A 19,722-nucleotide genomic window follows, 5' to 3' on the forward strand; every position below is an offset into this window, starting at 1 on the left:
GTCCGTATGATCTTCAATTCACTCGATCAATATTTCCGCTTTCGGTGAAACGATAGGCGGCGACCGATGGCTAAGTTCACTGGGAGGGATGCCCACCTAAAACGCCTCCGCAACATGACGCTGGGCATGCGCAAAGAAGCCAGCAAGCTCATCTACACCCTTGCCGACATGCACGCGATCGAGGCGGCCATCAGCATCACAACGGGCGCGGTGTCGGGCAAGAACCACGTTGCATCCAAGCCATTCGAGGCTCCCAACTCAGATACCCATGTCTTGGACAGGTCCGTACACGTCGAGAAGACCGGGCCGCTGACCGCGCAGTCGATCGCCGATGCGCCATATGCCGTTCGCCTGGAGTTCGGTGACGACAAGATCGTTGAGCGTCCCTTCATGCGACCGGCGGCAACCAAGGTCAAAAAGGCCGTCGACAAACTGGCAAAGGCTGGCGTGCGCCGCATCAATCGCGGCGGCAAGCTGTAGCCCGTCCGTAGCGCATTGGCGCCGCAACCTGCCCTATCTCGCCATGACCCGCCGCATCACCTTCACGGCCGACTACAACCATCGTTGGCCCTCGCGCGCTGTGACGCACTTCCGAGCCGGGCAGACCTGCACTGTCAAACCGGAGGTTCGCGACGCAGCTATAGCCAAGGGTAAGGCGACAGAGTCCGCCGAACCTGCTACCCGTGGTGGCGATGGGAAAACGGCTCGACGTAAATCGACTGGGCGAGTGGCTGGACGCGGTCCTGATGCGGGTCGACGAGAGCTTGGGTGGGATGAACGGCGATCTGATGTGGGCGCTGGGGTCGGCGATGACCTTCCCGTCGTACCTGATGCCAGCGAATGACGATCAGCCCGACACTGATCGCCCGGCAAACGATCCTCGACGCGATCCAGGCTGACGTGACTGTCATCGCGCTTATCCCGGCAGCGCAGCTCTACCCTTCGAAGACCCCGAACAACCCAGTGAAGCCATTCGGCCGCTACGGCGCAGAATCGACCGAGCCAGTGCGCGCATCATGCTGGCGCGGCGGCGCAGTATCCGGCGCCTATCATGCCTGGGTAGGCCGAACTGCGACCATTCCAGATCCCAAGACCTATTGCGAACTGGCAATGGCCGCGATCGCTGATGTGCTCGACGCCCTGCCCGACTGCTATGTCGACCGTACGCAGATGCTGGAAAGCACGGACGAGCCCGACCTATGGCACGGCCTGGTGCAGTTCACCTTTACCGCCGTCGAGCAACTCTAGCCGTCCGTAGAGCGGGAACCGCGCGCGCCGCAATGTCGCGCAAAGTTCACCGATCAAGGATTTCGACATGGCATATGCAGCGCGGGTGAAGGGCAACTATGCCGACATCATGTTCGGCGACGGCGCAGCGCCGGAGATTTTCACCCAACTCTGCGGCATCAACACGCGCGGCATCACCATCACCTATGCCAACGCGTTCGAGCTGACCGATTACGACTGCGAAGATCCTGAAGACGCTGGCGAAGTCATCCGCTCCGTCGGCGCTCAGGACTGGTCGATCACCGGCTCGGGCCTGTACAACCGGGCGCAAATGGCTGCTATTCGCGGACTGATGGGGCAAGACCAAAACTGGCGCTTCGCCCTCGATGAGCCCGGCGCGCCTGCTGCCGCCGTCGACGCTGGCCATTGGCAGGGCCCTGGCTTCATCTCGTCGTTCGAGATCACCGGCAACGACGGTGAATGGACGCAGGCCAGCATCACCATCACCGCCGCCGGCCGCCTTGTCTGGGCCGACGCAGACTGATGCAGGACCATGTGACGCTCGACTGGGCTGACGGCAGCTACGATTTCAAGCTGCCGTGGGCTTCCTGCGCTGAGATCGAGCGCAAAGCCGACGCTGGCATTCAAGCGATCTACGAGCGCGTCATGATCGGGCAGGCCCATCTTGCCGACGTGTCCGAGATTATCCGCCAGGGGCTTCTTGGCGGCGCCGGTGGTGAGGTCGACGGCCAGGCGGTTGAATGCAAGCCGGTGATCGTCGAACGGCTCATGAAGCGGTATGTCACCGGCGATTCTGCCCGACCGTTCGTCGAAAGCTGGACGCTGGCCCGCACGGTGCTGCACACCTTCATGCAGGGCTACGAGCCGGCGCAGGTCGATGGCTCAAAAAAAAAGGCCGAACCGGAAGCGGATCTGACCGCATCGACCTAGGCCAGATCCTCGCGAACTGCGCGATGATGGGCGGCATGCAGCCGTCTGAGGCGAAGCGGCTCACCCTCTACGAATATCAGGCGGTGCTCCACAATTGGGAGCAGGCGCATAAGACCGGTGATGAACAGCCGGAGCCGCCGTCGATCGAGGAAACGGAACGGCGGCGCGAGGCGCTTGAGGCCCGCGGGGTTCGGGTGCTGAATTGAGGGTGCGGCTCTACGGGGCCGCCCTACTTTACAGCAATTCCTTTTTGCTGGCACCGATCCCACGATTTATCGAACCATTCTGTTGGGCGGTAAGATTCACCCGCTGGCGTCCCTGAAAGCAAGGAATCAGCGTTCTCGGCCTCGCTTCGTAGCCGTGTTGACGATCCGTTGCCTGCGAATCTCTCCGCGCCGGAATACGCGCCAAAAGAGTTGCGGCCGTTTACCATCCCGCAAACCGTGCCGAATAGCACTTTCACGTCAGTGAATTTGGCACTTTCTGGGTCTTTGAGCTTGCCTGCGATCACCGCCTTCGCGCGATCCGCTTCTCGTTGTTCCGACGACGAGCAACTCCCCAGAATTGCAACCAGCCCCAGCACCCAAATCCGCATCAGTCCTCCAGCGCTGTAGTCCGTCCGTAGCGCATCACTAAGGCGCATGGCCAACCAGGTCCATGCCAACTGCAGATGAAGTGATCGTCGAGTTCGAAGCCCGCGTCGGCAAGTACGAGGCGGACCTTCGGCGTTCGGCGGCGACGTTCGAGCGCGTGACCAAGGCGCAGCAACGCCAGATGGAGGCGCTGGAACGGCAGGTTTCTGCCTCAACTGGTGTGATGGCAAATGCCTTCAAGGGCCTCGCTGCCTTGTTCGGCGCCAGCCAGGTCATGAAGCTGTCCGACGATTACACTCGCCTCCAAAATAGTCTCAAGGTCGCTGGGCTGGAGGGCGAGAACCTTCTCAAAGTCCAAGGTCAGCTTCTCGACCTCGGCGGCGAGTATGGCGTGAGTGTGAACACGCTGGCCGACTTGTACGGCAACCTCTCTCAGGTCGGAAAGGAGCTCGGCGCCAGCCAAGCGCAAATTCTGACGATCAACAAGGAGGTGGCGCAATCACTGATCGTCACGGGCAAGAGTTCAGCGGAAGCGTCGGGCGCGGTCTTGGGTCTTGTACAGGCTTTCGGCAACGGCAAGCTCCAAGCCGAAGAGTGGGCGCAGATCAATGAAGGTGGCCTGCGCCCCTTGCTGGAAGCGGCAGCCGCATCGGAAAAGTACGGCGGATCAGTCCAGAAACTGCGCGCCGCCGTCTACGACGGAAAGGTCACGTCTCAAGAATTCTTCCAAGCCATTCTTGCCGGGGCGCAAGTAATCGAGGGTAAGGCGTCCACTGCCACACTGACGCTTGAGGGCGCCTTCACAGCGCTCAACAACCGCCTTATCGAGTTCGTCGGAGGGGCTGCGTCGACCAGTGGCGCGGCAGGAGCGATTGCATCGGGCCTTCAGGCGCTCGCGAATAACCTCGATACGGTCTCCAAGTCCTTGGCCGTGATCGCAGCTGTGTTGGGCGTGAAGTACCTCAGCGCACTGGTGGGCTCTGCCGTGTCGACGATTGCCCTGTCTGCGGCGAATGTCCGCTTGACCCTGACCACGGAGGCACTGGCCAGCGCAACCTATCAAGCGAACGTGGCGCTACTTGGCGAGGCTTCGGCTGCGCGCATCGCCACCGCATCCGTCACCAATCTCGCCGTCGCGCAGGGCGTGGCTGCTCGCGCCGGGGCCGGTTTGTTGGCGGTGATCGGTGGGCCGCTGGGGGCGGCGGTTTTGGCTCTCGGCGCCGCCATCGTTTACCTCGGGTCGAAGACCGCAGAGGCGGACCAGCGCGTTGCCGATCTCGCAAGGACAACCGAGGAAGCTGCGGCCAAGGCAGACCTCTTTGAGTCCCGCCTTGGCCATGCGACCTCCGCAATTGAGGGAACGGGGCGCGCAGCATTGATCGCGACTGGCAAGGTGAAGACCCTCGCTGACGCCCTAACGATCGCCGCTTCGAACGCGGCGCATGCAACACAGACCTTGATCGCGCTGGAGACTGTCGAACTTAGAAAAGAACGCGGCCGCCTTGATCGCCAAGAAAAGCAGATCGAGGGTGAGCGCCGCACCCGCTCCTACTCGACGGTTGCCTATACGCCAGGGGGCGGCGGTGGCGTTGCCGCTCGGCCATCCACGAGCGGCGACTATACCGCGCAGGACAAAGCCTCTCTAGACCTCATCAACCAGCAGCGCGCCCAGCTCGACCGCCAAGAACGGGCGCTTCAAGAAGCAAGCCGCAAGGGCATCGATATCGTATCGGATCGCCCTGGCCCGTCGGCGCCCACCGAAGATGATCCGAAGAAAAAGGCCAAAACGAGGGCAACCAAACCCCCCGTCGACAACACCGAGCGCGATCTAGCCCGTCTCCGCTTGGAAGAACTACAGGCCCGTCTCGACCTTGCCACCACGGCAGAGGCCCGCGCCGAACTCCAAGATCAGATCCTTGCTGAAGAAAAGGCCCAGCGGATCAAGGAGGCGAAGGGCAATAAGGAGGCGATTGCAGCGATCGAGCGCCTCTACGGCCCCGACGCGCCCGACAGCGGCGACATCACTGTCTCGCGCGGACTACTGCAGCGCAAGGTTGATCTTGATAAGGCGACCGAGCAGGCCCGCGAAGCTGCGGACCTTGCTGACGAGCAGTTCCGCGCGCAGCAGGAAGTGCTTCGTAATCAGTACGACCTCGCGGACAGCAGCGCGGAACGGAAGCGCCTTGCCCTAGCATCGATCGAGCTTGAAGACCGCTATCAGCGCGCCCAGCTGCAGGCGATCATCGATCTGGAAGGCGCCAACTCGGCGGCCGGCAAACGCGCCCAGGTGGCGCTCGACGCTCAGGCCGAGATCACGTCGGGCCGGAAGGCCATTGCCACGCGGTCGAACCAATCACCATTGGAAGCATACCGCGACAGGCTGGACCGGGATGCTGGCGAAACGAAAGACCTCGTAGAATCCTACGTCGTCGATGAGTTGAACAGCGTGCGCGATAGCATTTCGGGCGCCATCCAGAAGCGCCTCGGCGTCAAGGACCCGCTGATCGCTGGCCTGCTCAACATGTTTATCGAAGACGTGATCATGAAGCCGCTTGCGGAAGCATTGAAGGGGGCCGGTAGCGGCGGTGGCGGGTTCCTTGGCAGCCTCGTTAATTTCGGAAAGTCGTTCATCGGGAGTGGATCAACACCAGGCCGCGCTATCGGCGGCCCTGTCACAGCTGGCAGGGCGTATAAGGTCGGCGAGAGCGGCGAGGAAATGTTCGTCCCGCAGCAGAACGGCGTCATTGTTCCAAACCACCGCCTAAAGGGCAACAGCGGCGGCAACACCATTATCAGCGCACCGCAGTTCAACCTCAACGCCCCTGTCGTCACCGCCGAACTCTACGCGGACATGCAGCGCATCTCGGATCAGAGCGCCACCCGTGCGGCAGGTGCATCGTTCGCGCAAGGCCAACGCTCAGTGCCCCCCACCCTCAGCAAATACAACCAGCTGAAGGGCTGAGCATGCGTCTTCGTGAAAGCTTTGCCCTTCGTATCGAGACCGATCCCGTGGCGCGCCTGTGGGGCGGCGTGGGCGATCTTATCGTCCCGCCCGACATCGTAGAGACGGCCCCGGCACTCTACCTTGGCGCTGGTCAGCTGCTCACAGCACCGGACTTTGAGCAGGGCATCAACTTCACCGCGGAACGCATCGACATCCAGCTGTCGGGTGTATCTTCGGACCTCGTCGCACTGGCCCTCGAAGACGCTGCGACCATCCGCAACGCCCGAGTGCATTTCGTCACGATCCGGTTCGATCAGAACTGGCAGCTGGTCGAAGTGGAATATGAGGCCGTGTTTCGCGCCGACAAGCTGACGGTCAGCAGCGAGGACGGCGATAATGGCTCTCGCACCCGCACGATAACGCTGTCGATCGGCACTGAAGACACGAACCGTTCGCGCGCGCCGATGTCTTACTTCACCGACCAGGATCAGCGTCGCCGGTCGCCAACCGATGCGATTTTCAGCAATGTGGCCGGCATCAATCAGGGCACGACCCGGAAGTTCGGGCCGAAATGACGCTGGGTGAATTTCTTCGCGCGCCCTGCCCCCCGTGGGATTTCCGGCAGCATGACTGTTCTCGATGGCTCGACCGCTATCTGGTCGGCTTGGGCCATGCGTCGCCCATGGCGGCCACCGGCATCGCCTACGGCAGTGAGCGCGAGGCGCAGGTAGTCATCGGGCGCGGGGGAGGCCTGCTTGCCCTATGGGCGCGCGGAATGGATGCCGTCGGCCTGCCGAGGGTTGAAGCCCCGCTCCCCGGCGATGTGGCGATCATCTCGGTTCCTACCGATGACGGTACCGACGAGACCACTGGCATCTGGACCGGCCAGCGCTGGGCCTCTGTTCATAAGCTGGGCACTATGTTCGGTGTCGGCGCCCCCCTCATGATCTGGAGGCCCTGATGGCCGGCGTAGCCCGCGCGATCGTTTCGCCCCTCAGCATCATCGATAAAGACCTGGGCCGTCTCGTCCTTCAGGTCGTCGCGGTCGTGGCAGTATTCATTCCCGGCGGCCAGCCTGTCGCCGCTGCAGCCGCGCTTGCCCTCGCCACCTTGTACAAGCCCAAGGGACCGAAGCCAGAGCAGCAGGAGCGCTCGATTAAGACCGCCCTGCCCCCTCGCATCTCTGCCTACGGCACCGTGCGGCTCTACGGGGCATACATGCTCTACGACACCAACGCAGACGGGTTCGCCGTCGACGCCTGGGCATTCCATGACGGCCGGATCGATTCCATCCTGTTCCGCTATCTCGGCGACAAGCGCATCACGCTGAATGGCGCCGGCTTCGTCCTCCCCCAGGATAAGGAGTTCGGGGACGGCGACACTGTGCGCATCGGAACGCGCCTCGGGTTGGCAACAGAAACGGCATTTTCCGAACTGATCACGCGCCTACCTGGCATCTGGACCAACAATCACCGCGGCGACGGCGTGGTGACCGGTTGCATGATCTCCAAGCCGGTGAAGCAGAAGAATTTCAACGACGTGTATCCTCAGGGCGGCCCCGATGCGAACCAGCTCTCCCTTGTCGTGCAGGCGCAGCGTGTCTTCGACTGGCGGGATGTGACCCAAAGCGCCTCCGATCCATCGACTTGGAGGTTCAGCGACAACGCCGCGCTTTGCACCGCGCATTATTACATGACGCGGGCCTATAAAGACTGGGAAACGCACTTCGCTCCCACGCTGGGTTCCTGGACCGCAGCTGCTAACGACTGCGACGTCGCGGTACCGCTCAAAGCTGGCGGCACTGAGAAGCGCTACCGTGTTGCGCTAGCCCACAAGCACACCGACACCCACAAGGCCACTATCGGGAACCTGCTGGCGGCATGGGACGGATTTATCGCCCCGCGCTCCGATGGCGCCTTGGTCGCTTGGTCGGGCCGATATGTTGATCCTGATCCTGCCGACCTGATCGGCCCGGATGAGATCGTCTCATATTCGTGGGACTATGGGATTGTCGACGAAGACCAGTCGAACGAGATCGCGGTTTCCTACCTGTCGGCCGACCACGATTACACGACGGTGGACGCCACCTCATGGCGAGATGAAGACGCGATTTTCGCCGATGGGGAGCTAAAAACAACACCTCTCGAAAACGCCGTCCCAAGTCATGGCCAGGCCCGCCGCCTGGCCAAGCGTCTGATGGCAAAGACCATGGCGCCCAACCGAGGGTCTGTCACAACCACAATCGCCGGGCGCAAGATTCGCGGCAAGCGGTTCATTCCGCTTCATATCGAGGAAGCCGGCGCAGTGTTCTTCTCGGGCACTGCCGAAATTGTTCGCCTTCGCCGCAACCTCACCACCGGCGGGGTGACCTTCGATTGGATCAAGGCAGATCCGAATGTAGACGCCTGGAACCCGGCCACCGAGGAAGGCAACCCCGCCCCGGTAGGCAACCGCGTAGCCCCGGAGCCCCTCGAAACACCGACCATCACTACCGCTACGCCCGAACTGGATTCAGGCGGTACCGGCGCGCGTGTCCGCATCCTGGTCGAGGGTTACGACCGCGACGACATCACTTGGTACGCCCGTTGGCGCGCCACTACCGACGTCAGTTGGATCGAGCAGGAGTACACCGACATCGATCCCGGCCCGGCGGCGCTGCTCATCCTGCCCGGCATCCCGGTGAACATCGGCGTGGATGTGTCAGTCGCCTATTCAACGGGTGATGGGCGGATATCGGAATGGGCGCCCACGACAACGGTTAGCACGAGCACAGCCACACTTGCCCCTTCCCCGTCGACCGAGCTTACCGCCACCGGCGCCGCTGGCTCGGCCACCGTCGCATGGCGGAACCCGACCTCAAGCAACTTTTCCTACACCCGCGTCTATCGGGGCACGACCAACGTATTCGGCGCGGCGACGCTCATCAGCGGCGATATCACCGGCGGCCTCGGGCAGGTGCAGCAGATCACTGATACCGTGGCGGCGGGAACCTATTTCTATTGGACCAGGGCTTATAGCTCGGCAGGCGTAGCCGCCACGCCAACCGGCCCGCAGAGCGCATCGGTGACCTGATGGCAGTGAAGATGAACGTGGTGGGCGGCGCATTGACGCAGGGCGGCAAGCTTCAACCGTTCGTGGCGGACAAGGGCGACCCTGGTGCACCTGGCGCGGCCGGCGCGCCATCGACCGTGGCAGGGCCCGAAGGCAACGATGGTTGGACGCCCATCCTTGCTGGCGAGGCTGACGGCACCCGGACGCTGATCAAGGTTGTCGACTGGACCGGCGGCGAAGGCACCAAGCCGGCCACCGGCATGTACATCGGCGCGACTGGGTATGTTGCGACCAAGGCGCTTGCGTTCAACTTCAATGCCATCAAGCGGGTTTTCCCGATGTCGGCAGTGACCAACGCCAGCGGTATCGCGACCTTCAACCTCACCCCCTACGGCTTCACCGCCATTCCCCAAGTCATCCCCCTGCCCGCCACCACTGCCGTCATATCTGGCGCGACACGATCGGTCGTTACCGGCACGACAACCCTGACGCAGGCTCAGGTGAAGGTCGACCAAGCCGGCTTGCTTACGGGCGCGGTGACGCTGCTGGTCGGCGCGACGTCGAATGTCCTGATCATCGAGCAGTAGGCCGTCCGTAGAGCGAAGCCGTCCGGCGTGGTGGGGTCGAGCCTATGGCTCTTCTCGTCTTCCCTACGTGTTTTTTCGGCATCTTCGCCAAGGACGTCGATATCCTCACGGCATCGATCTCGGGCGGGCGGTCGCTATCGAACATCGAGGACCGCATCGCGACGGACGGCGGCGGGTACTGGTACGCCAACGCGGACGGCATCGCGCTCCACAAGCCCGAAAAAATCATGGCCTGGCGCGCGTTCAACTCGGCGACCGGAGGCGGCATCGATCCCTTCATCTTCCCGATCTGCGATGCCCGGCACCAGCCCATAGGAAAGCGCTTCCGTGTACCCCACTCGGACGGCACCGGCTTCGACGATGACACGCTATACACCCAGGGCGATTGCGAGGTGTTCATCGCGGAGAACGCCCCGCTGCGGGCCACCACGATCAAGTTGGCCATCACCACGCTTGGCAAACCCCTGATCGGCGGTGAGCGTTTCACCATCGTGCACGATACGTGGCGCGAGCGTGCCTACCAAGTCGGCGCGATCATCGACCAGACCGCCACCTCCGCCACGATCCAATTCCACACGCCTCTTCGGGAGGCCGTGAATGCCGGCACCCCCGTCGACTTCAATAACCCGCGCTTCGTGGCGCATGTCGAGGGCCAGATGAGCGCACCATTGAGCAATCCCAAATTCGCCACCGGCTCTGTCCGCTTCGTCGAAGACATGACCGGGAGCTACACCTGATGGGCACGATTGCCGACAAGTTCGCAGAGGCCTTCCGCGACTACCAGACGGCAGGCATCCCCGCGACCGGCCCCTATTGGCCGTCGAAAGCTCTGATCCGCGCAGTCGGCGTCCTGCTCGACACCTCGATCGGTAGCGCGGCGGCCGGCCTGACCATCCTCGCGACCACCGGCGCCCGAGACACGTTCTACGCGACGCCCGACAACCGTTCCAAGCTGGTCTACGTCAACAACAACAATGGCTCGGCCTCGGATGCGGCGAACGGGGTATATGAATACGTTTCGGGCGCCGCCAGGCTGGCGCAGGGCTTCTATGCGGGCGTGGCGTCGGTGGTGCAGCCGCTGGTCGTTCTGGCACAAACAGCCGCGAACAGCGCGGCCTCGTCTGCAGCCCTCGCCCAAGCGTTCGCCAACGTCCTGAGCGACTACATGGTGGCGCAATCGAATGTGATCGCCGCCCAGATCGGCAGGCCAGCGAATCCTATCGACGGCAGCCCAACGTCAACCTCTTCGCCTGCCACTTACGTGATGGCGAACGCCGTTGCGGCGACCGGCTATCTCCAGTCGGTGAAGCTGTTCGTGAAGGCCGCCGGCACGATCACCATTGGACGGTACACGCTGTCCGCGGGCACTCTGACGCGCGTTGCCACATACACCTTCGCCGCTTCAGCTACCGGCCTGCAAACCTTCAGCCTCGGCACCACCGTCCCGGTGCAGGCTGGCGAACTACTGTCTATCCACGGGCCAGGGCTTTGGACCTTCACGGCTGCAGTTGCGGACGGCTCTGGTTGGTACGCCTTGACCGGCGCTTCGCCCGCCTCCGGATCCGCTGGGGCAGTGACGACCAACGTTCGCCTTGAGGTGCAGTTCAACCTGGTCAGCTATTCGCTGGCCGTGACGGCAACGGCGTTCAACGCGCTTTCCGATACCGTGGCCGGATTTTCCCCTGCGGTGGCTGCATTGCTCGGGTCGGCGCAGGTCGGTCGCCCAGTCGACCCGATCGACGGCACCGTGACATCGACCAGTACGCCAGCGACCTATGTGCAGGCGACACCGGCCCCCACCGATGGCTACCTCGCCACGATCAAGATTTTCGTGAAGGCAGCCGGGACCATCACGATCGGGCGCTACACGCTGGTTTCGGGAACGCTCACGAAAACTGCGCAATACACGTTCACCACAGCCGCGACGGGCTTGCAGTCGTTCTCGTTCGGGTCGTCGATCCCAGTCCAGGCAGGCGATCTATTTTCGATCTATGGGCCGGGCCTGTTCACCTATTCGACCGCTACTACTGCGGATGGCGCGGGCTGGTACAGCGTCACGGGCAACACCCCGGCAACCGCAGCCCCTGGCACGGTCATCACCGCCCTGCGCCTTGAGGTCCAGTACAACATTTCAACGGTCGCGGTGACGGCTGCGGCCCTCGCTCGTGCAACCGGCACCTACTATGCGGACCGCATCACCGAGGCGGCAGTTACTCCCACCGGCCTGTCCGTCGCAACGAGGATCAAGTACGGGCGCGACGGCGCGGAAGCGGCCTTCACTGACACCCGCACGATTGCCGCTCCTGCGGGCTCCCTCGTCCGATATGACGTGCTGTGGATCGACGCGGAAACGAAGGCTTTCGGCGTGACGGCCGGGACCGAGCGCGCGACTGATGCCTACGAGTTCATCCCAGCCATCGGCGCAGCAAGCCGGGTGCCTATTGCGAATCTTCGGGTGAGCAGCGCGGCTATTGTCGCCGTGCCGGTGTGGAACCTCTTCGACGGCATCGACCGAACCATTGCAACCCAAGTCGGACAGGATCGAACCCGCGCCCGGAACTGCCTGCGCAAATTCCGCGCGAAGATCGCCAAGGGCGCACCTATCCGCATCGTCAGCGTGGGCGACAGCATCCAGGCTATCGCTTCCGAAGTGTCGCTTGCTGCAATGCAGGCGGCTCCGAATGGCATCTATCGCGACGCTGCGGCAGCGCCGATTTCAGCCTCCCTCCACTACCTGCGCGATGCTATCGGCACACCGCCCGGCGCAGGCAACGATGTGGTCGATGCGCTTCCTCTCTACACCTCCACCCAGCTTGGCCGGGCCAATGACGGTGCGGGTCAGATCCACACAAAGTTCGGGTTCATGTGGGAGCTGGTCAACGCGCTCGACGATACCGGGTATACCCTGGGAGCTGACCTGTTCTACGACAACTTCGCGATCAGCGGGCAGTCGTCGGCCGGGCTGGTCAGCGCCGGCGCCGCGTCACCATGGATGACTGCTGCCGTCGCGCTCGCGCCCGACCTGATCGTCTTCCATATGGGCATGAACGAGTATGCCTCGGCCACCACCGAGGCGAACATGCTCATCGCGATCGACGCAGCGAAGGCGGCGGGCACCGAATGCATCGTGATGGGCGCGGAGTACAAGAACAGCGCGTCTGTCCTCACGGGCTGGGAGTTGACGAATCGGGCTCTGCGCCGTGCCGCAGAATACTCAGGAGTGGCGTTTCAGCCCAGCGTGCCGCTCTACGACACCCGCTTCTCCAGTGCGCTGGGCGTGGCACCGGCAGATCGGTGCGCGGCGAACCGCAACAACCACCCCGGCATCAGGGAGCACGCGGCGATCGGGCGTGAGCTGACCAGGACCGTGATGGCATGACCCTCACCACCGCCGACCACTGGGCCGACGTAATGCGCTGGTGGGCAATGGTCGGCGCGCCATTCGGTGCTGTGCCTTTGGCTCGCAAGCTGTGGGCGATCTTCAAGGTGCGGGTCACTGGCGGCCACGCTGATGTGCCGGTGCCGCAAGTCCCCCTGATGCTTGGCGGCGCGGCGCTGCTGTGCTTCCTCGTGTTCAGCTTCGTCGCCGGGCTGGTCCTACCCCTTACGAGCCGCGTGCCGGGCTTCGGGGTCGATACGGTATCCGTCCGGCAGATCCTCGCTGCGACGTGGACGGTGGCCGGGCTCGGCTCCTGGCTGGCGGCAGTCGCCTTCGCGCGTGGCCGCTGGTGGATCGCCGGCATGGCGATGACATGGTTTCTCGCGGTCTGGTTCGCCACGATCGCAACAGCGGGTGGATGATGCGCGGTGAAGTCTCGGCAAAGTACGCCCCTGCATTGCTCACTGCTCCGCTGGGGGCCGTCGATCCGCTATATGCCGGGATCGCCTTTGGCTTGGTCACCGGGTGGCTGGCGATCATCGGCGTCATGGTCGAGCAGCAGCGCCCCTTCCGCGACATCCGCCGGGCTTTCGTCGTCTCACTGCTCATCGGTGGCGGCGGCGCGCTGTTCGCGGCCTTCGCGGTCCGCAAGCTGCACCTCGATCCGCTTGGCGCCGCGATCATCGCGTTCGGCATCGCGTTCGGCGGTGTGCGCACGATCAAGACGCTGGCCGGATTACTGATGCAGGCCTTCGAATGGGTGGTTGGCAGCCTGATCGACGACGCCGCGAAGATGGGGCGGAAGCGGCAGGACGCGGCCCGGCTGCTCGCGGCCGAGAACGCCAAGGCTGACATGGGTCGGTTGCACGGCACCGACAGAGGAGACGAGTGATGGATGTTCGCAAGCTGCAGACCACGCTGGGCGTGAAAGCTGATGGCCTGTTCGGGCCGATCAGCCGGGAAGCCCTGCGCTCCCGCTTCACCAACATCAACGCACCGGCGGTGAACGCCGCGGACATGACCGCGTTCGCCTCGCGTCTCGGCTGCTCACTCAAGCAGATGCGCGCCGTGTCGGCCGTAGAGAGCGGCGGCGCGGCCTACGACAAGAACGGTCGCCCCAAGATCCTGTTCGAGCGGCACCTGTTCCACCGGCAGACCGAGGGCAAGTTCTCACCGGCAGCATTCAGCCAGGCGCAGGCAGGTGGTTACAGCGAGGATAGCTGGGACAAGCTGGGCGCGGCGTGCAGCAAAGACCCTGATGCCGCGTTCGCCAGCTGCTCGTGGGGCAAGTTCCAGGTTCTGGGCCTGCACTGGTCGAAGCTGGGCTATGTCGGGCCGTATGAGCTAGCATTCTCCACCGTTGCGGAAGAAGCGGCTCATTACGAGTTACTAGCCCGCTATATTGAGGCGTTCGGGCTGACCGATGAACTTCGCTCCTTGAGCGGCGATCCCGATGACTGCCGGGCCTTCGCTCGCGCTTACAACGGCACCGGATACGAGCGCTATTCGTACCACACCAAGCTCGCGGCGGCGATGGCATGAAAGCCCCGTCCGATCATGTCAGCGAGATCGGCCTGCTGACCTTCATCGCTGGCGGGGTGTTCATCGCCATGTGCATCGGCATCTGGCGCGCGACGGCAGATCACTCGTTCGATCCGTCCGCCTACCTGGTTGTGCTGACGCTAATCGTCGGCGCCATCAAGGAGCGGTGGACGCAGCGCAGTGTCGATCGCATGGGAGCCAGCCTGGCGAACTCACCCCCGGCTGATCCGGCTGCGAAGGAGCCCGCGCTGTGATCGCCTTCGTCGCCCCGCTCCTCGTGCGCATCGGCATTCCCGAGCGGCTGCACCGGGCCTTGGCCTATGTCGTTCTCGCGGTGGCTGCTGTCCTGCTGGTCTGGTGGGCGGTGAGAACCTATGATGCGCGCGTGATCGAGCGCTACGACGACAAGCGCGAGGCAGCCGCATCCGGCGCGCGGGAGAAGTCTGCCGAAGAACGCGCCGCAGACGCCATGACCGGGCTTATCGTCAGCCAGGAGCGCGAGACGGCCATTGCTAAGGCCGAGGCATCGGAGGCAGCGAAACCGCCGGAAGCCCGCGCCACGGTCGCGCCGCAGAACCGGGCGCTGAACTGCGCGCGGCTCAAGCAGGCCGGGATGACGGAGAGCGCGGCTTATCGGGAGGTGTGCCAGTGACCCAAGACAAGGCATCGAAGTTCGCTATGGTCGCCGCAATGGTGCTGCTGCTCACCGCCTGCAAGACCACCGGAACCTACCCGGCCCGCGAGGATGTTGAGGCCGCTACCGAGGCCAAGCCCGCCCCAACAGCCGCGATCCTCACTGATCCAAATGCCGATGCCCGCTATAACGCCAGCATCGAGGCATGGGGCGACCGGGTGCGCGCCGCTGGGGTCAGGCTATGCCGGTTCTATGAGCGCACTGGCATGCCCGGCATCGCCTGCCCTCAATAAGCCTTCCAGTCCAGCTCGGCATCGTCCAACGCCTCGTGCATATCGGGGTCGGCGCCCTGCTCGCTGATCCGCTTGCGCACGGCCTCCGGGTCGCCGTCTTTCGGGAACGCCCGGTCAGCCTTCGCGGCCTTCGCCAGTTCCCCCAGAAAGCCGCCGCGCTCAGTCTGCTGGAGAACCCAGCGGCCAAACGGGATCGCCTCGGCAGCCGCAGCGGTGTCGTTAAAATCCATTTTCGAGAGACCGGTCATAGGAAAGCCCTTCTGCGAATCATCTGATCACGCCATAGCATGTTCCATATTTGTTCTCATATGGAGATTTGACGATGCGGGTGCCGGAAGAGGAATACCCTTGCGACGTATCCGAGGAGGAGCTGGGATTCCTGATCGCCTTCCTGCTCGGACAGATGCCCCGTAGCCTGGTTCAAGCGTTCGCCGGCAAGGACGGCCTGAAGCGGGATGCGGCAAAGAACCGGATGACGCAGATCATGGTTGAAAGGTTGGCCCGGTTCCAAATCCGCAAAGGCCGGCCGCTGGCTGCGCATGATGGGTCTGCTACTCGCACGTAGGCCAGCTCCGAATAGGGATGCAGCAGCCGGTTTCGCAATCCGCGAGCGAACCAACCGCAGTTATCAGCGTTCATCAACCAGGGCCAGAGTATGCAGAACACTGGCCGGGAGAGCGATATGACCGAAGATACCCCGCATGAGCATCCTGAGGTTGACGCCATAACGGCTGAAGAAATTGCGGCCGGGATGACGGACGAGCAACTGCACGATGAATGGGATGCGGTGACGGACAGTGAAAATCTCACCGACGTTGAAGCAGCGGTGCTTGCGGAAATCGAACGGCGGAACCTCGATATCTAAGTGAGCGCGACCGCCGGGGCTCCATCGGCGCAGGAAGCGGGTGCGGAGTGCGGATTGCCGCGTCATCGCACCCGCCTCACCGCTTCCTTCCATGTCCGTTCGTCGGGCCATGCCAGTTCGAAATCACCTTTCGCCCAGGCCACAAACTCAAGCCTCTCAGGCCGCACCTTCTTGCGCAGTTTCGACCGGCAGACCCGGCACCAAAACCGCTGCCTCGCAGGGCCAAGGCGATCATCCCAGCTGCGGCGCTTGAAGTGCCACCACAGCGTTTTGGTTTCGAACCTGGCGCTATGCTGGCACGCGCAAACCGCCATCACCGAGTAATGCAGGGTCGCCGCCTCGAAGATGTCGGTCGGGACCATGAAGCCGCCTTCCGACCATTTCATCAGGGGCTCCGAATCACTATCACAAGTGAGAACATAAATGGAACACAGTGCCGAGGCGAGTCCGTTTGACAGCGCGATCGTCGGCAGCACATGATGCGGCATGTGCAACCTCTACCGCATGAACGCCAAGGGTGCTGAGGTCGCCAAGCTGTTCGGCAAGGCCTTCACCCCCGGCGCGAACTTCGCGGCCGAGGTGTGGCCCGGCTATCCCGGCCTGGTCATCGAAGGCGGCACCCTGCGAGCAATGTCTTGGGGCTTCCCGCGCCACGCCGTGAGCAAGAAGACGGGCAAGCCGCTCAAACCCTCACCCGTCAACAATGCCCGCGATGACAACCTGCGGCGCTACCCGATCTGGCGGGACAGCTTCCGCGATCGACGCTGCCTGATCCCGGTGACGCAGTGGTGCGAGCCAGAGGGCCAGGACCGGCGCAACACCCGCACCTGGTACTCGCTGCCGGGGGAAGAGGTATTCATCGCCGCGGGGATCTGGCGGCCGACCGACGAGTGGGGCGAGGCCTATTCGATGGTCATGGTCGACGGCTGCGAGCAGATGTCTGACGTGCATGACCGGATGCCGACGATTCTACGGCGCGAGGACTGGGCGCGGTGGACCGAGGGGTCACCAGACGAGGCTTTCGAGCTGCTGCGAACGTGGGATGGGCCGCTGGTGGTGGACCGGACCGATGAGCCTTGGTTCAAACCGCTTACAAAGGTGCCTTCTCACGAAAATAGGCTGTTCTAAAGTGAACCTCCTATTCAGATAGGCGAGCAACTCTGATCGTAAGGGCAACGAGCACCCTATCTGCGTCGAATTCGCTATCTCCAGGTTCTGACAATCCCGATTTTTATTACGTATAATCCAGTATGAAAATCTGTTAACATGCATGGCAAGCAAAGGCCCGCAATCAGGTTGAACATGATGATCGTTAAAGAAATCCGCGAAGTTGTCGCCAAACTGGAAGAGGTCCTTGCTGAACTCGACGCACTCAAGTTGGAGCTGGCCGCTGTCCACGTACAGGCTGGATTGGACGCACTACGCGGAATGATTGATAGGCCATAGCTATGTGTCGCGACGTCAGACCACGTCGAGTCAATCGTGATCGATCATAAAATTATCTCCATTATGACGGTGATCTTCACAATTATTTCACACCGTTAATGCTGCGCATGCTCACTCAGTGAATACACAGATCATCAAATTAATAATGATGATTCGGAGCAGATGGCGATGCAAAGCGTGAAGACATTTTCGGGCGAGCAGCCCGACCCCGCTCTGCAGCAGGAAATTCTAGAACAACTTTCAATTCAAGCCGCCCAGCTCACTCAAGCGCTCGCCATGCTTTCCAAGTATGAAAGCAGGGAAACAGTCGCAGCGACTTACAAAAACCCCGGAAACGACCCTACCCCTTCCGAATTGAAGAGGATGGCTGCCAACATTTATGCAAGTCGGCGAAAGCGCGATCGCCACTTGGATAAAAACCTGATGGGGGAGCCAGCATGGGACATGATGCTCGACCTGTATGTACGACAAGTTGATGGCAAGCAAACCAGCATCACAAGCGCATGTATCGGCGCTTGCGCTCCCCCGACGACGGCTCTCCGATGGATCACAGTACTTGAAAACCGCGGCCTATTGCAGCGCTACGAAGATGCAAAAGATGGAAGACGCGCAAATCTTGAGCTGACGAAAGCTGGCTATGCAGCAGTTTCCAACTGCATGAAGGATTACGTCGAAATGTCGCGAATGCTGCCAGACGCTACTTAACTGCATAGGAATGAATAGCTCGCGGAGTGCATTCGTTCTGGCGAGTAAGGCAATCCCTACTTCCGCCAAGGCCGAGCCAATCCTCGCCTGATCAGGTACTCCCCAGCGTCCTTGCCGTTTACCGACAGCCGCGCCAGCGTCCTTCCGTATCGATCAGTACCGGACCGATGTATCATCGCTGGACCCGCCGCGAGGAATGCCCGCAACTGATCCCGGCTCTCGATCCCGGTCTTAAAATCGCACCAAGATGGATTGTCTGAACCCTCCAGGCGCGCCCGGCTCTTGGCACTGCACCGCGGCGACCCTGCCAGTTCCGGGGCGTCGATGTTGAGTAAGCGCACCCGCTCCCCATCGCAGAGGCGGACGGTATCCCCGTCATGGATGGATGCGATGCAGAGAGCCGCTGCTGCGGCGGCTAGGATAATAGGCATCAGGGCCAGTGGCCCGAAATTGCACGCCCGGCAAGATCAAGACCTTGCAGCCACTCACGGCCGGGCGCGGGTCAGCTTACTTCGGCCTATGGCAATGGTATACGCCGGTCGAATGGTTGGTGTGGCAACCGTTGGCATCTGTACCACCGCTGTGCTGCGGCGTCTGGGGCTGTTGCGACTGCTGGCCCTGCGGCGCCGCCGGCTTGGGCTTAACCGCCTCGACAGATTCGTGAGCGATAGCCGGAACCGATCCGGCAAGAATAGCGACGGTCAAAATTGCAACGAACTTCATATTCACCCCCTGTTTGTGCGGTAAAACTGGCGACGATACATTAATTTATCCATAACCTTGCCAAATTCACGCACGGTCAGGAGCGCGAATATCCAAGCTTTTGGGACGGCAGAACCTAACCCAACTTGCGCAGTCAGGCTGAAACGCACTTGGCGAGAGGAAAAGCGATAGGCCTCAACTCCTGATGCCCGCCCCCAACCTCGGCAGCTAGATCCAGATGCGAAATGCAACGAGGTAGAACGCCACCATGCCAAGGAACACGTCGAACGGGCCAAAGCGCCTCACACGAAGGTGTCTGCCCAGCACTCGGCGCACCTGACACGCGGTGTGCAATCCGCGAGCCCGGCTAGACATGGCGGACTGCGGAAACGGGATGTGGCGAAATTGAGTAGCCAGGCAAAGATCATGCTCGGCACTTTGCCGCGCATGCCGGCTACCGCAAATTAACTGGGTGAAATTACCGAATCAGGCCGGGGGGGCAAGGAGGAGCGTGGCAAAGATGACGACGCTCCCCGATGCTCAGATCAGCGGCAAACTCGAATCTTGCGATGGTGGCGCCATTCGGTCCAGCAGCGGCGATGGTTACTGCGCCAGCGGCGATCATCACGGTGGCGGGGACGTTCGTAGCGGCGGTGATCCCGGTAGTCGCGGCGATGCTCGACATGATGACGGTCGCGCGGGTGCGCCTCGGCGGTAGCCGTCATGCCAACGCCAGTGAACGCCAATGCAACGGCGAGAGATAGCTTCAGTAATTTCATCAAGACCTCCATAATCTGGGTAGA

29 protein-coding genes are annotated in these 19,722 nt (G+C 62.3%); 24 read left to right on the plus strand and 5 right to left on the minus strand.

Features of this window, described 5'->3' with window-relative positions:
• The first annotated feature begins 66 nt into the window (after nt 1-66).
• The 5 genes from GVL61_RS00830 (at nt 67) to GVL61_RS00850 (ending at nt 2,384) form a co-directional block, all read left to right on the plus strand.
• A complete protein-coding gene (locus GVL61_RS00830) occupies nt 67-480 on the plus strand; it encodes a hypothetical protein (protein WP_159975878.1) in 414 nt (137 codons plus the stop codon).
• Between the two features lie 360 nt (nt 481-840).
• Nucleotides 841-1,248 (plus strand): DUF3168 domain-containing protein, encoded by a 408-nt coding sequence (locus GVL61_RS00835; RefSeq protein WP_159975880.1) that lies wholly within the window; start codon nt 841-843, stop codon nt 1,246-1,248.
• A 67-nt stretch (nt 1,249-1,315) separates the two neighbouring features.
• Nucleotides 1,316-1,771, plus strand: coding sequence for a phage tail tube protein (locus GVL61_RS00840; protein WP_159975882.1), 456 nt, complete (start codon nt 1,316-1,318; stop codon nt 1,769-1,771).
• A gap of 11 nt (nt 1,772-1,782) precedes the next feature.
• Complete coding sequence (locus GVL61_RS00845) at nt 1,783-2,178, plus strand: gene transfer agent family protein (RefSeq protein WP_159975884.1); 396 nt, start codon at nt 1,783-1,785, stop codon at nt 2,176-2,178.
• Nucleotides 2,179-2,201: 23 nt separating this feature from the next.
• A complete protein-coding gene (locus GVL61_RS00850; RefSeq protein ID WP_159975886.1) occupies nt 2,202-2,384 on the plus strand; it encodes a hypothetical protein in 183 nt (60 codons plus the stop codon).
• A gap of 23 nt (nt 2,385-2,407) precedes the next feature.
• Here GVL61_RS00850 and GVL61_RS00855 read toward each other — a convergent pair whose 3' ends face one another.
• Nucleotides 2,408-2,773, minus strand: a complete 366-nt coding sequence (locus tag GVL61_RS00855; protein WP_159975888.1) for a hypothetical protein — start codon at nt 2,771-2,773, stop codon at nt 2,408-2,410.
• A gap of 62 nt (nt 2,774-2,835) precedes the next feature.
• On the opposite strand from GVL61_RS00855, the gene GVL61_RS00860 reads away from it, so the two are divergent.
• The 13 genes from GVL61_RS00860 (at nt 2,836) to GVL61_RS00920 (ending at nt 15,201) form a co-directional block, all read left to right on the plus strand.
• Nucleotides 2,836-5,733: a tape measure protein gene (locus GVL61_RS00860; RefSeq protein WP_159975890.1), complete on the plus strand. Its 2,898-nt coding sequence runs from the start codon at nt 2,836-2,838 to the stop codon at nt 5,731-5,733.
• Between the two features lie 2 nt (nt 5,734-5,735).
• Nucleotides 5,736-6,290 (plus strand): hypothetical protein, encoded by a 555-nt coding sequence (locus GVL61_RS00865; RefSeq protein WP_159975892.1) that lies wholly within the window; start codon nt 5,736-5,738, stop codon nt 6,288-6,290.
• A 107-nt stretch (nt 6,291-6,397) separates the two neighbouring features.
• On the plus strand, nt 6,398-6,676 hold the full coding sequence (locus GVL61_RS00870) for a hypothetical protein (protein ID WP_159975894.1): 279 nt from the start codon (nt 6,398-6,400) through the stop codon (nt 6,674-6,676).
• Nucleotides 6,676-8,787 (plus strand): hypothetical protein, encoded by a 2,112-nt coding sequence (locus GVL61_RS00875; RefSeq protein ID WP_159975896.1) that lies wholly within the window; start codon nt 6,676-6,678, stop codon nt 8,785-8,787. Before GVL61_RS00870 ends, GVL61_RS00875 begins: the two co-directional genes overlap by 1 nt.
• Entirely contained in the window at nt 8,787-9,353 is a 567-nt protein-coding gene (locus GVL61_RS00880; RefSeq protein WP_159975898.1) for a hypothetical protein, read from the plus strand. Before GVL61_RS00875 ends, GVL61_RS00880 begins: the two co-directional genes overlap by 1 nt.
• A gap of 44 nt (nt 9,354-9,397) precedes the next feature.
• Nucleotides 9,398-10,090: a hypothetical protein gene (locus tag GVL61_RS00885; RefSeq protein ID WP_159975900.1), complete on the plus strand. Its 693-nt coding sequence runs from the start codon at nt 9,398-9,400 to the stop codon at nt 10,088-10,090.
• Nucleotides 10,090-12,732: an SGNH/GDSL hydrolase family protein gene (locus tag GVL61_RS00890; RefSeq protein WP_159975902.1), complete on the plus strand. Its 2,643-nt coding sequence runs from the start codon at nt 10,090-10,092 to the stop codon at nt 12,730-12,732. Before GVL61_RS00885 ends, GVL61_RS00890 begins: the two co-directional genes overlap by 1 nt.
• Nucleotides 12,729-13,154, plus strand: coding sequence for a hypothetical protein (locus GVL61_RS00895; protein ID WP_159975904.1), 426 nt, complete (start codon nt 12,729-12,731; stop codon nt 13,152-13,154). Before GVL61_RS00890 ends, GVL61_RS00895 begins: the two co-directional genes overlap by 4 nt.
• The gene (locus tag GVL61_RS00900; protein ID WP_159975905.1) at nt 13,106-13,624 is read left to right on the plus strand and encodes a hypothetical protein; all 519 of its coding nucleotides are present in this window, start codon (nt 13,106-13,108) and stop codon (nt 13,622-13,624) included. The genes GVL61_RS00895 and GVL61_RS00900 overlap by 49 nt, the downstream gene beginning before the upstream one ends.
• Entirely contained in the window at nt 13,624-14,274 is a 651-nt protein-coding gene (locus tag GVL61_RS00905; protein WP_159975907.1) for an N-acetylmuramidase domain-containing protein, read from the plus strand. Before GVL61_RS00900 ends, GVL61_RS00905 begins: the two co-directional genes overlap by 1 nt.
• Nucleotides 14,271-14,528, plus strand: coding sequence for a hypothetical protein (locus tag GVL61_RS00910; protein ID WP_159975909.1), 258 nt, complete (start codon nt 14,271-14,273; stop codon nt 14,526-14,528). The genes GVL61_RS00905 and GVL61_RS00910 overlap by 4 nt, the downstream gene beginning before the upstream one ends.
• Nucleotides 14,525-14,926: a hypothetical protein gene (locus GVL61_RS00915; protein ID WP_159975911.1), complete on the plus strand. Its 402-nt coding sequence runs from the start codon at nt 14,525-14,527 to the stop codon at nt 14,924-14,926. The genes GVL61_RS00910 and GVL61_RS00915 overlap by 4 nt, the downstream gene beginning before the upstream one ends.
• On the plus strand, nt 14,923-15,201 hold the full coding sequence (locus GVL61_RS00920) for a hypothetical protein (protein WP_159975913.1): 279 nt from the start codon (nt 14,923-14,925) through the stop codon (nt 15,199-15,201). Before GVL61_RS00915 ends, GVL61_RS00920 begins: the two co-directional genes overlap by 4 nt.
• Here the strand turns inward: GVL61_RS00920 and GVL61_RS00925 are convergent.
• Nucleotides 15,195-15,449, minus strand: coding sequence for a hypothetical protein (locus GVL61_RS00925; RefSeq protein WP_159975915.1), 255 nt, complete (start codon nt 15,447-15,449; stop codon nt 15,195-15,197). The genes GVL61_RS00920 and GVL61_RS00925 overlap by 7 nt on opposite strands.
• Nucleotides 15,450-15,523: 74 nt before the next feature.
• On the opposite strand from GVL61_RS00925, the gene GVL61_RS00930 reads away from it, so the two are divergent.
• Nucleotides 15,524-15,766 (plus strand): hypothetical protein, encoded by a 243-nt coding sequence (locus GVL61_RS00930; protein WP_159975916.1) that lies wholly within the window; start codon nt 15,524-15,526, stop codon nt 15,764-15,766.
• Between the two features lie 117 nt (nt 15,767-15,883).
• Nucleotides 15,884-16,066, plus strand: coding sequence for a hypothetical protein (locus tag GVL61_RS00935; protein ID WP_159975918.1), 183 nt, complete (start codon nt 15,884-15,886; stop codon nt 16,064-16,066).
• A 62-nt stretch (nt 16,067-16,128) separates the two neighbouring features.
• Here GVL61_RS00935 and GVL61_RS00940 read toward each other — a convergent pair whose 3' ends face one another.
• Nucleotides 16,129-16,554 (minus strand): hypothetical protein, encoded by a 426-nt coding sequence (locus tag GVL61_RS00940; RefSeq protein ID WP_159975920.1) that lies wholly within the window; start codon nt 16,552-16,554, stop codon nt 16,129-16,131.
• On the opposite strand from GVL61_RS00940, the gene GVL61_RS00945 reads away from it, so the two are divergent.
• The 3 genes from GVL61_RS00945 to GVL61_RS00955 all read left to right on the plus strand — a co-directional run bounded on the left by GVL61_RS00945 (nt 16,553) and on the right by GVL61_RS00955 (nt 18,217).
• A complete protein-coding gene (locus GVL61_RS00945) occupies nt 16,553-17,194 on the plus strand; it encodes an SOS response-associated peptidase (RefSeq protein ID WP_159975922.1) in 642 nt (213 codons plus the stop codon). The genes GVL61_RS00940 and GVL61_RS00945 overlap by 2 nt on opposite strands.
• A gap of 168 nt (nt 17,195-17,362) precedes the next feature.
• On the plus strand, nt 17,363-17,512 hold the full coding sequence (locus GVL61_RS00950) for a hypothetical protein (protein WP_159975924.1): 150 nt from the start codon (nt 17,363-17,365) through the stop codon (nt 17,510-17,512).
• 162 nt (nt 17,513-17,674) lie between these two features.
• Complete coding sequence (locus GVL61_RS00955) at nt 17,675-18,217, plus strand: hypothetical protein (RefSeq protein ID WP_159975926.1); 543 nt, start codon at nt 17,675-17,677, stop codon at nt 18,215-18,217.
• Nucleotides 18,218-18,273: 56 nt separating this feature from the next.
• On the opposite strand, the gene GVL61_RS00960 is transcribed toward GVL61_RS00955, so the two are convergent.
• Both GVL61_RS00960 and GVL61_RS00965 read right to left on the minus strand, forming a co-directional pair.
• Entirely contained in the window at nt 18,274-18,648 is a 375-nt protein-coding gene (locus GVL61_RS00960; protein ID WP_159975927.1) for a thermonuclease family protein, read from the minus strand.
• A 76-nt stretch (nt 18,649-18,724) separates the two neighbouring features.
• The gene (locus GVL61_RS00965) at nt 18,725-18,940 is read right to left on the minus strand and encodes a YHYH domain-containing protein (protein WP_159975929.1); all 216 of its coding nucleotides are present in this window, start codon (nt 18,938-18,940) and stop codon (nt 18,725-18,727) included.
• Nucleotides 18,941-19,518: 578 nt separating this feature from the next.
• On the opposite strand from GVL61_RS00965, the gene GVL61_RS00970 reads away from it, so the two are divergent.
• Nucleotides 19,519-19,683 carry a hypothetical protein gene (locus tag GVL61_RS00970; RefSeq protein ID WP_159975931.1) on the plus strand — a complete coding sequence of 55 codons (165 nt, stop codon included), beginning with the start codon at nt 19,519-19,521 and terminating at the stop codon, nt 19,681-19,683.
• Nucleotides 19,684-19,722 lie beyond the last annotated feature (39 nt).

Origin of the sequence: Novosphingobium sp. 18050, assembly GCF_902706195.1 — a bacterium.
Lineage (GTDB): Bacteria > Pseudomonadota > Alphaproteobacteria > Sphingomonadales > Sphingomonadaceae > Novosphingobium.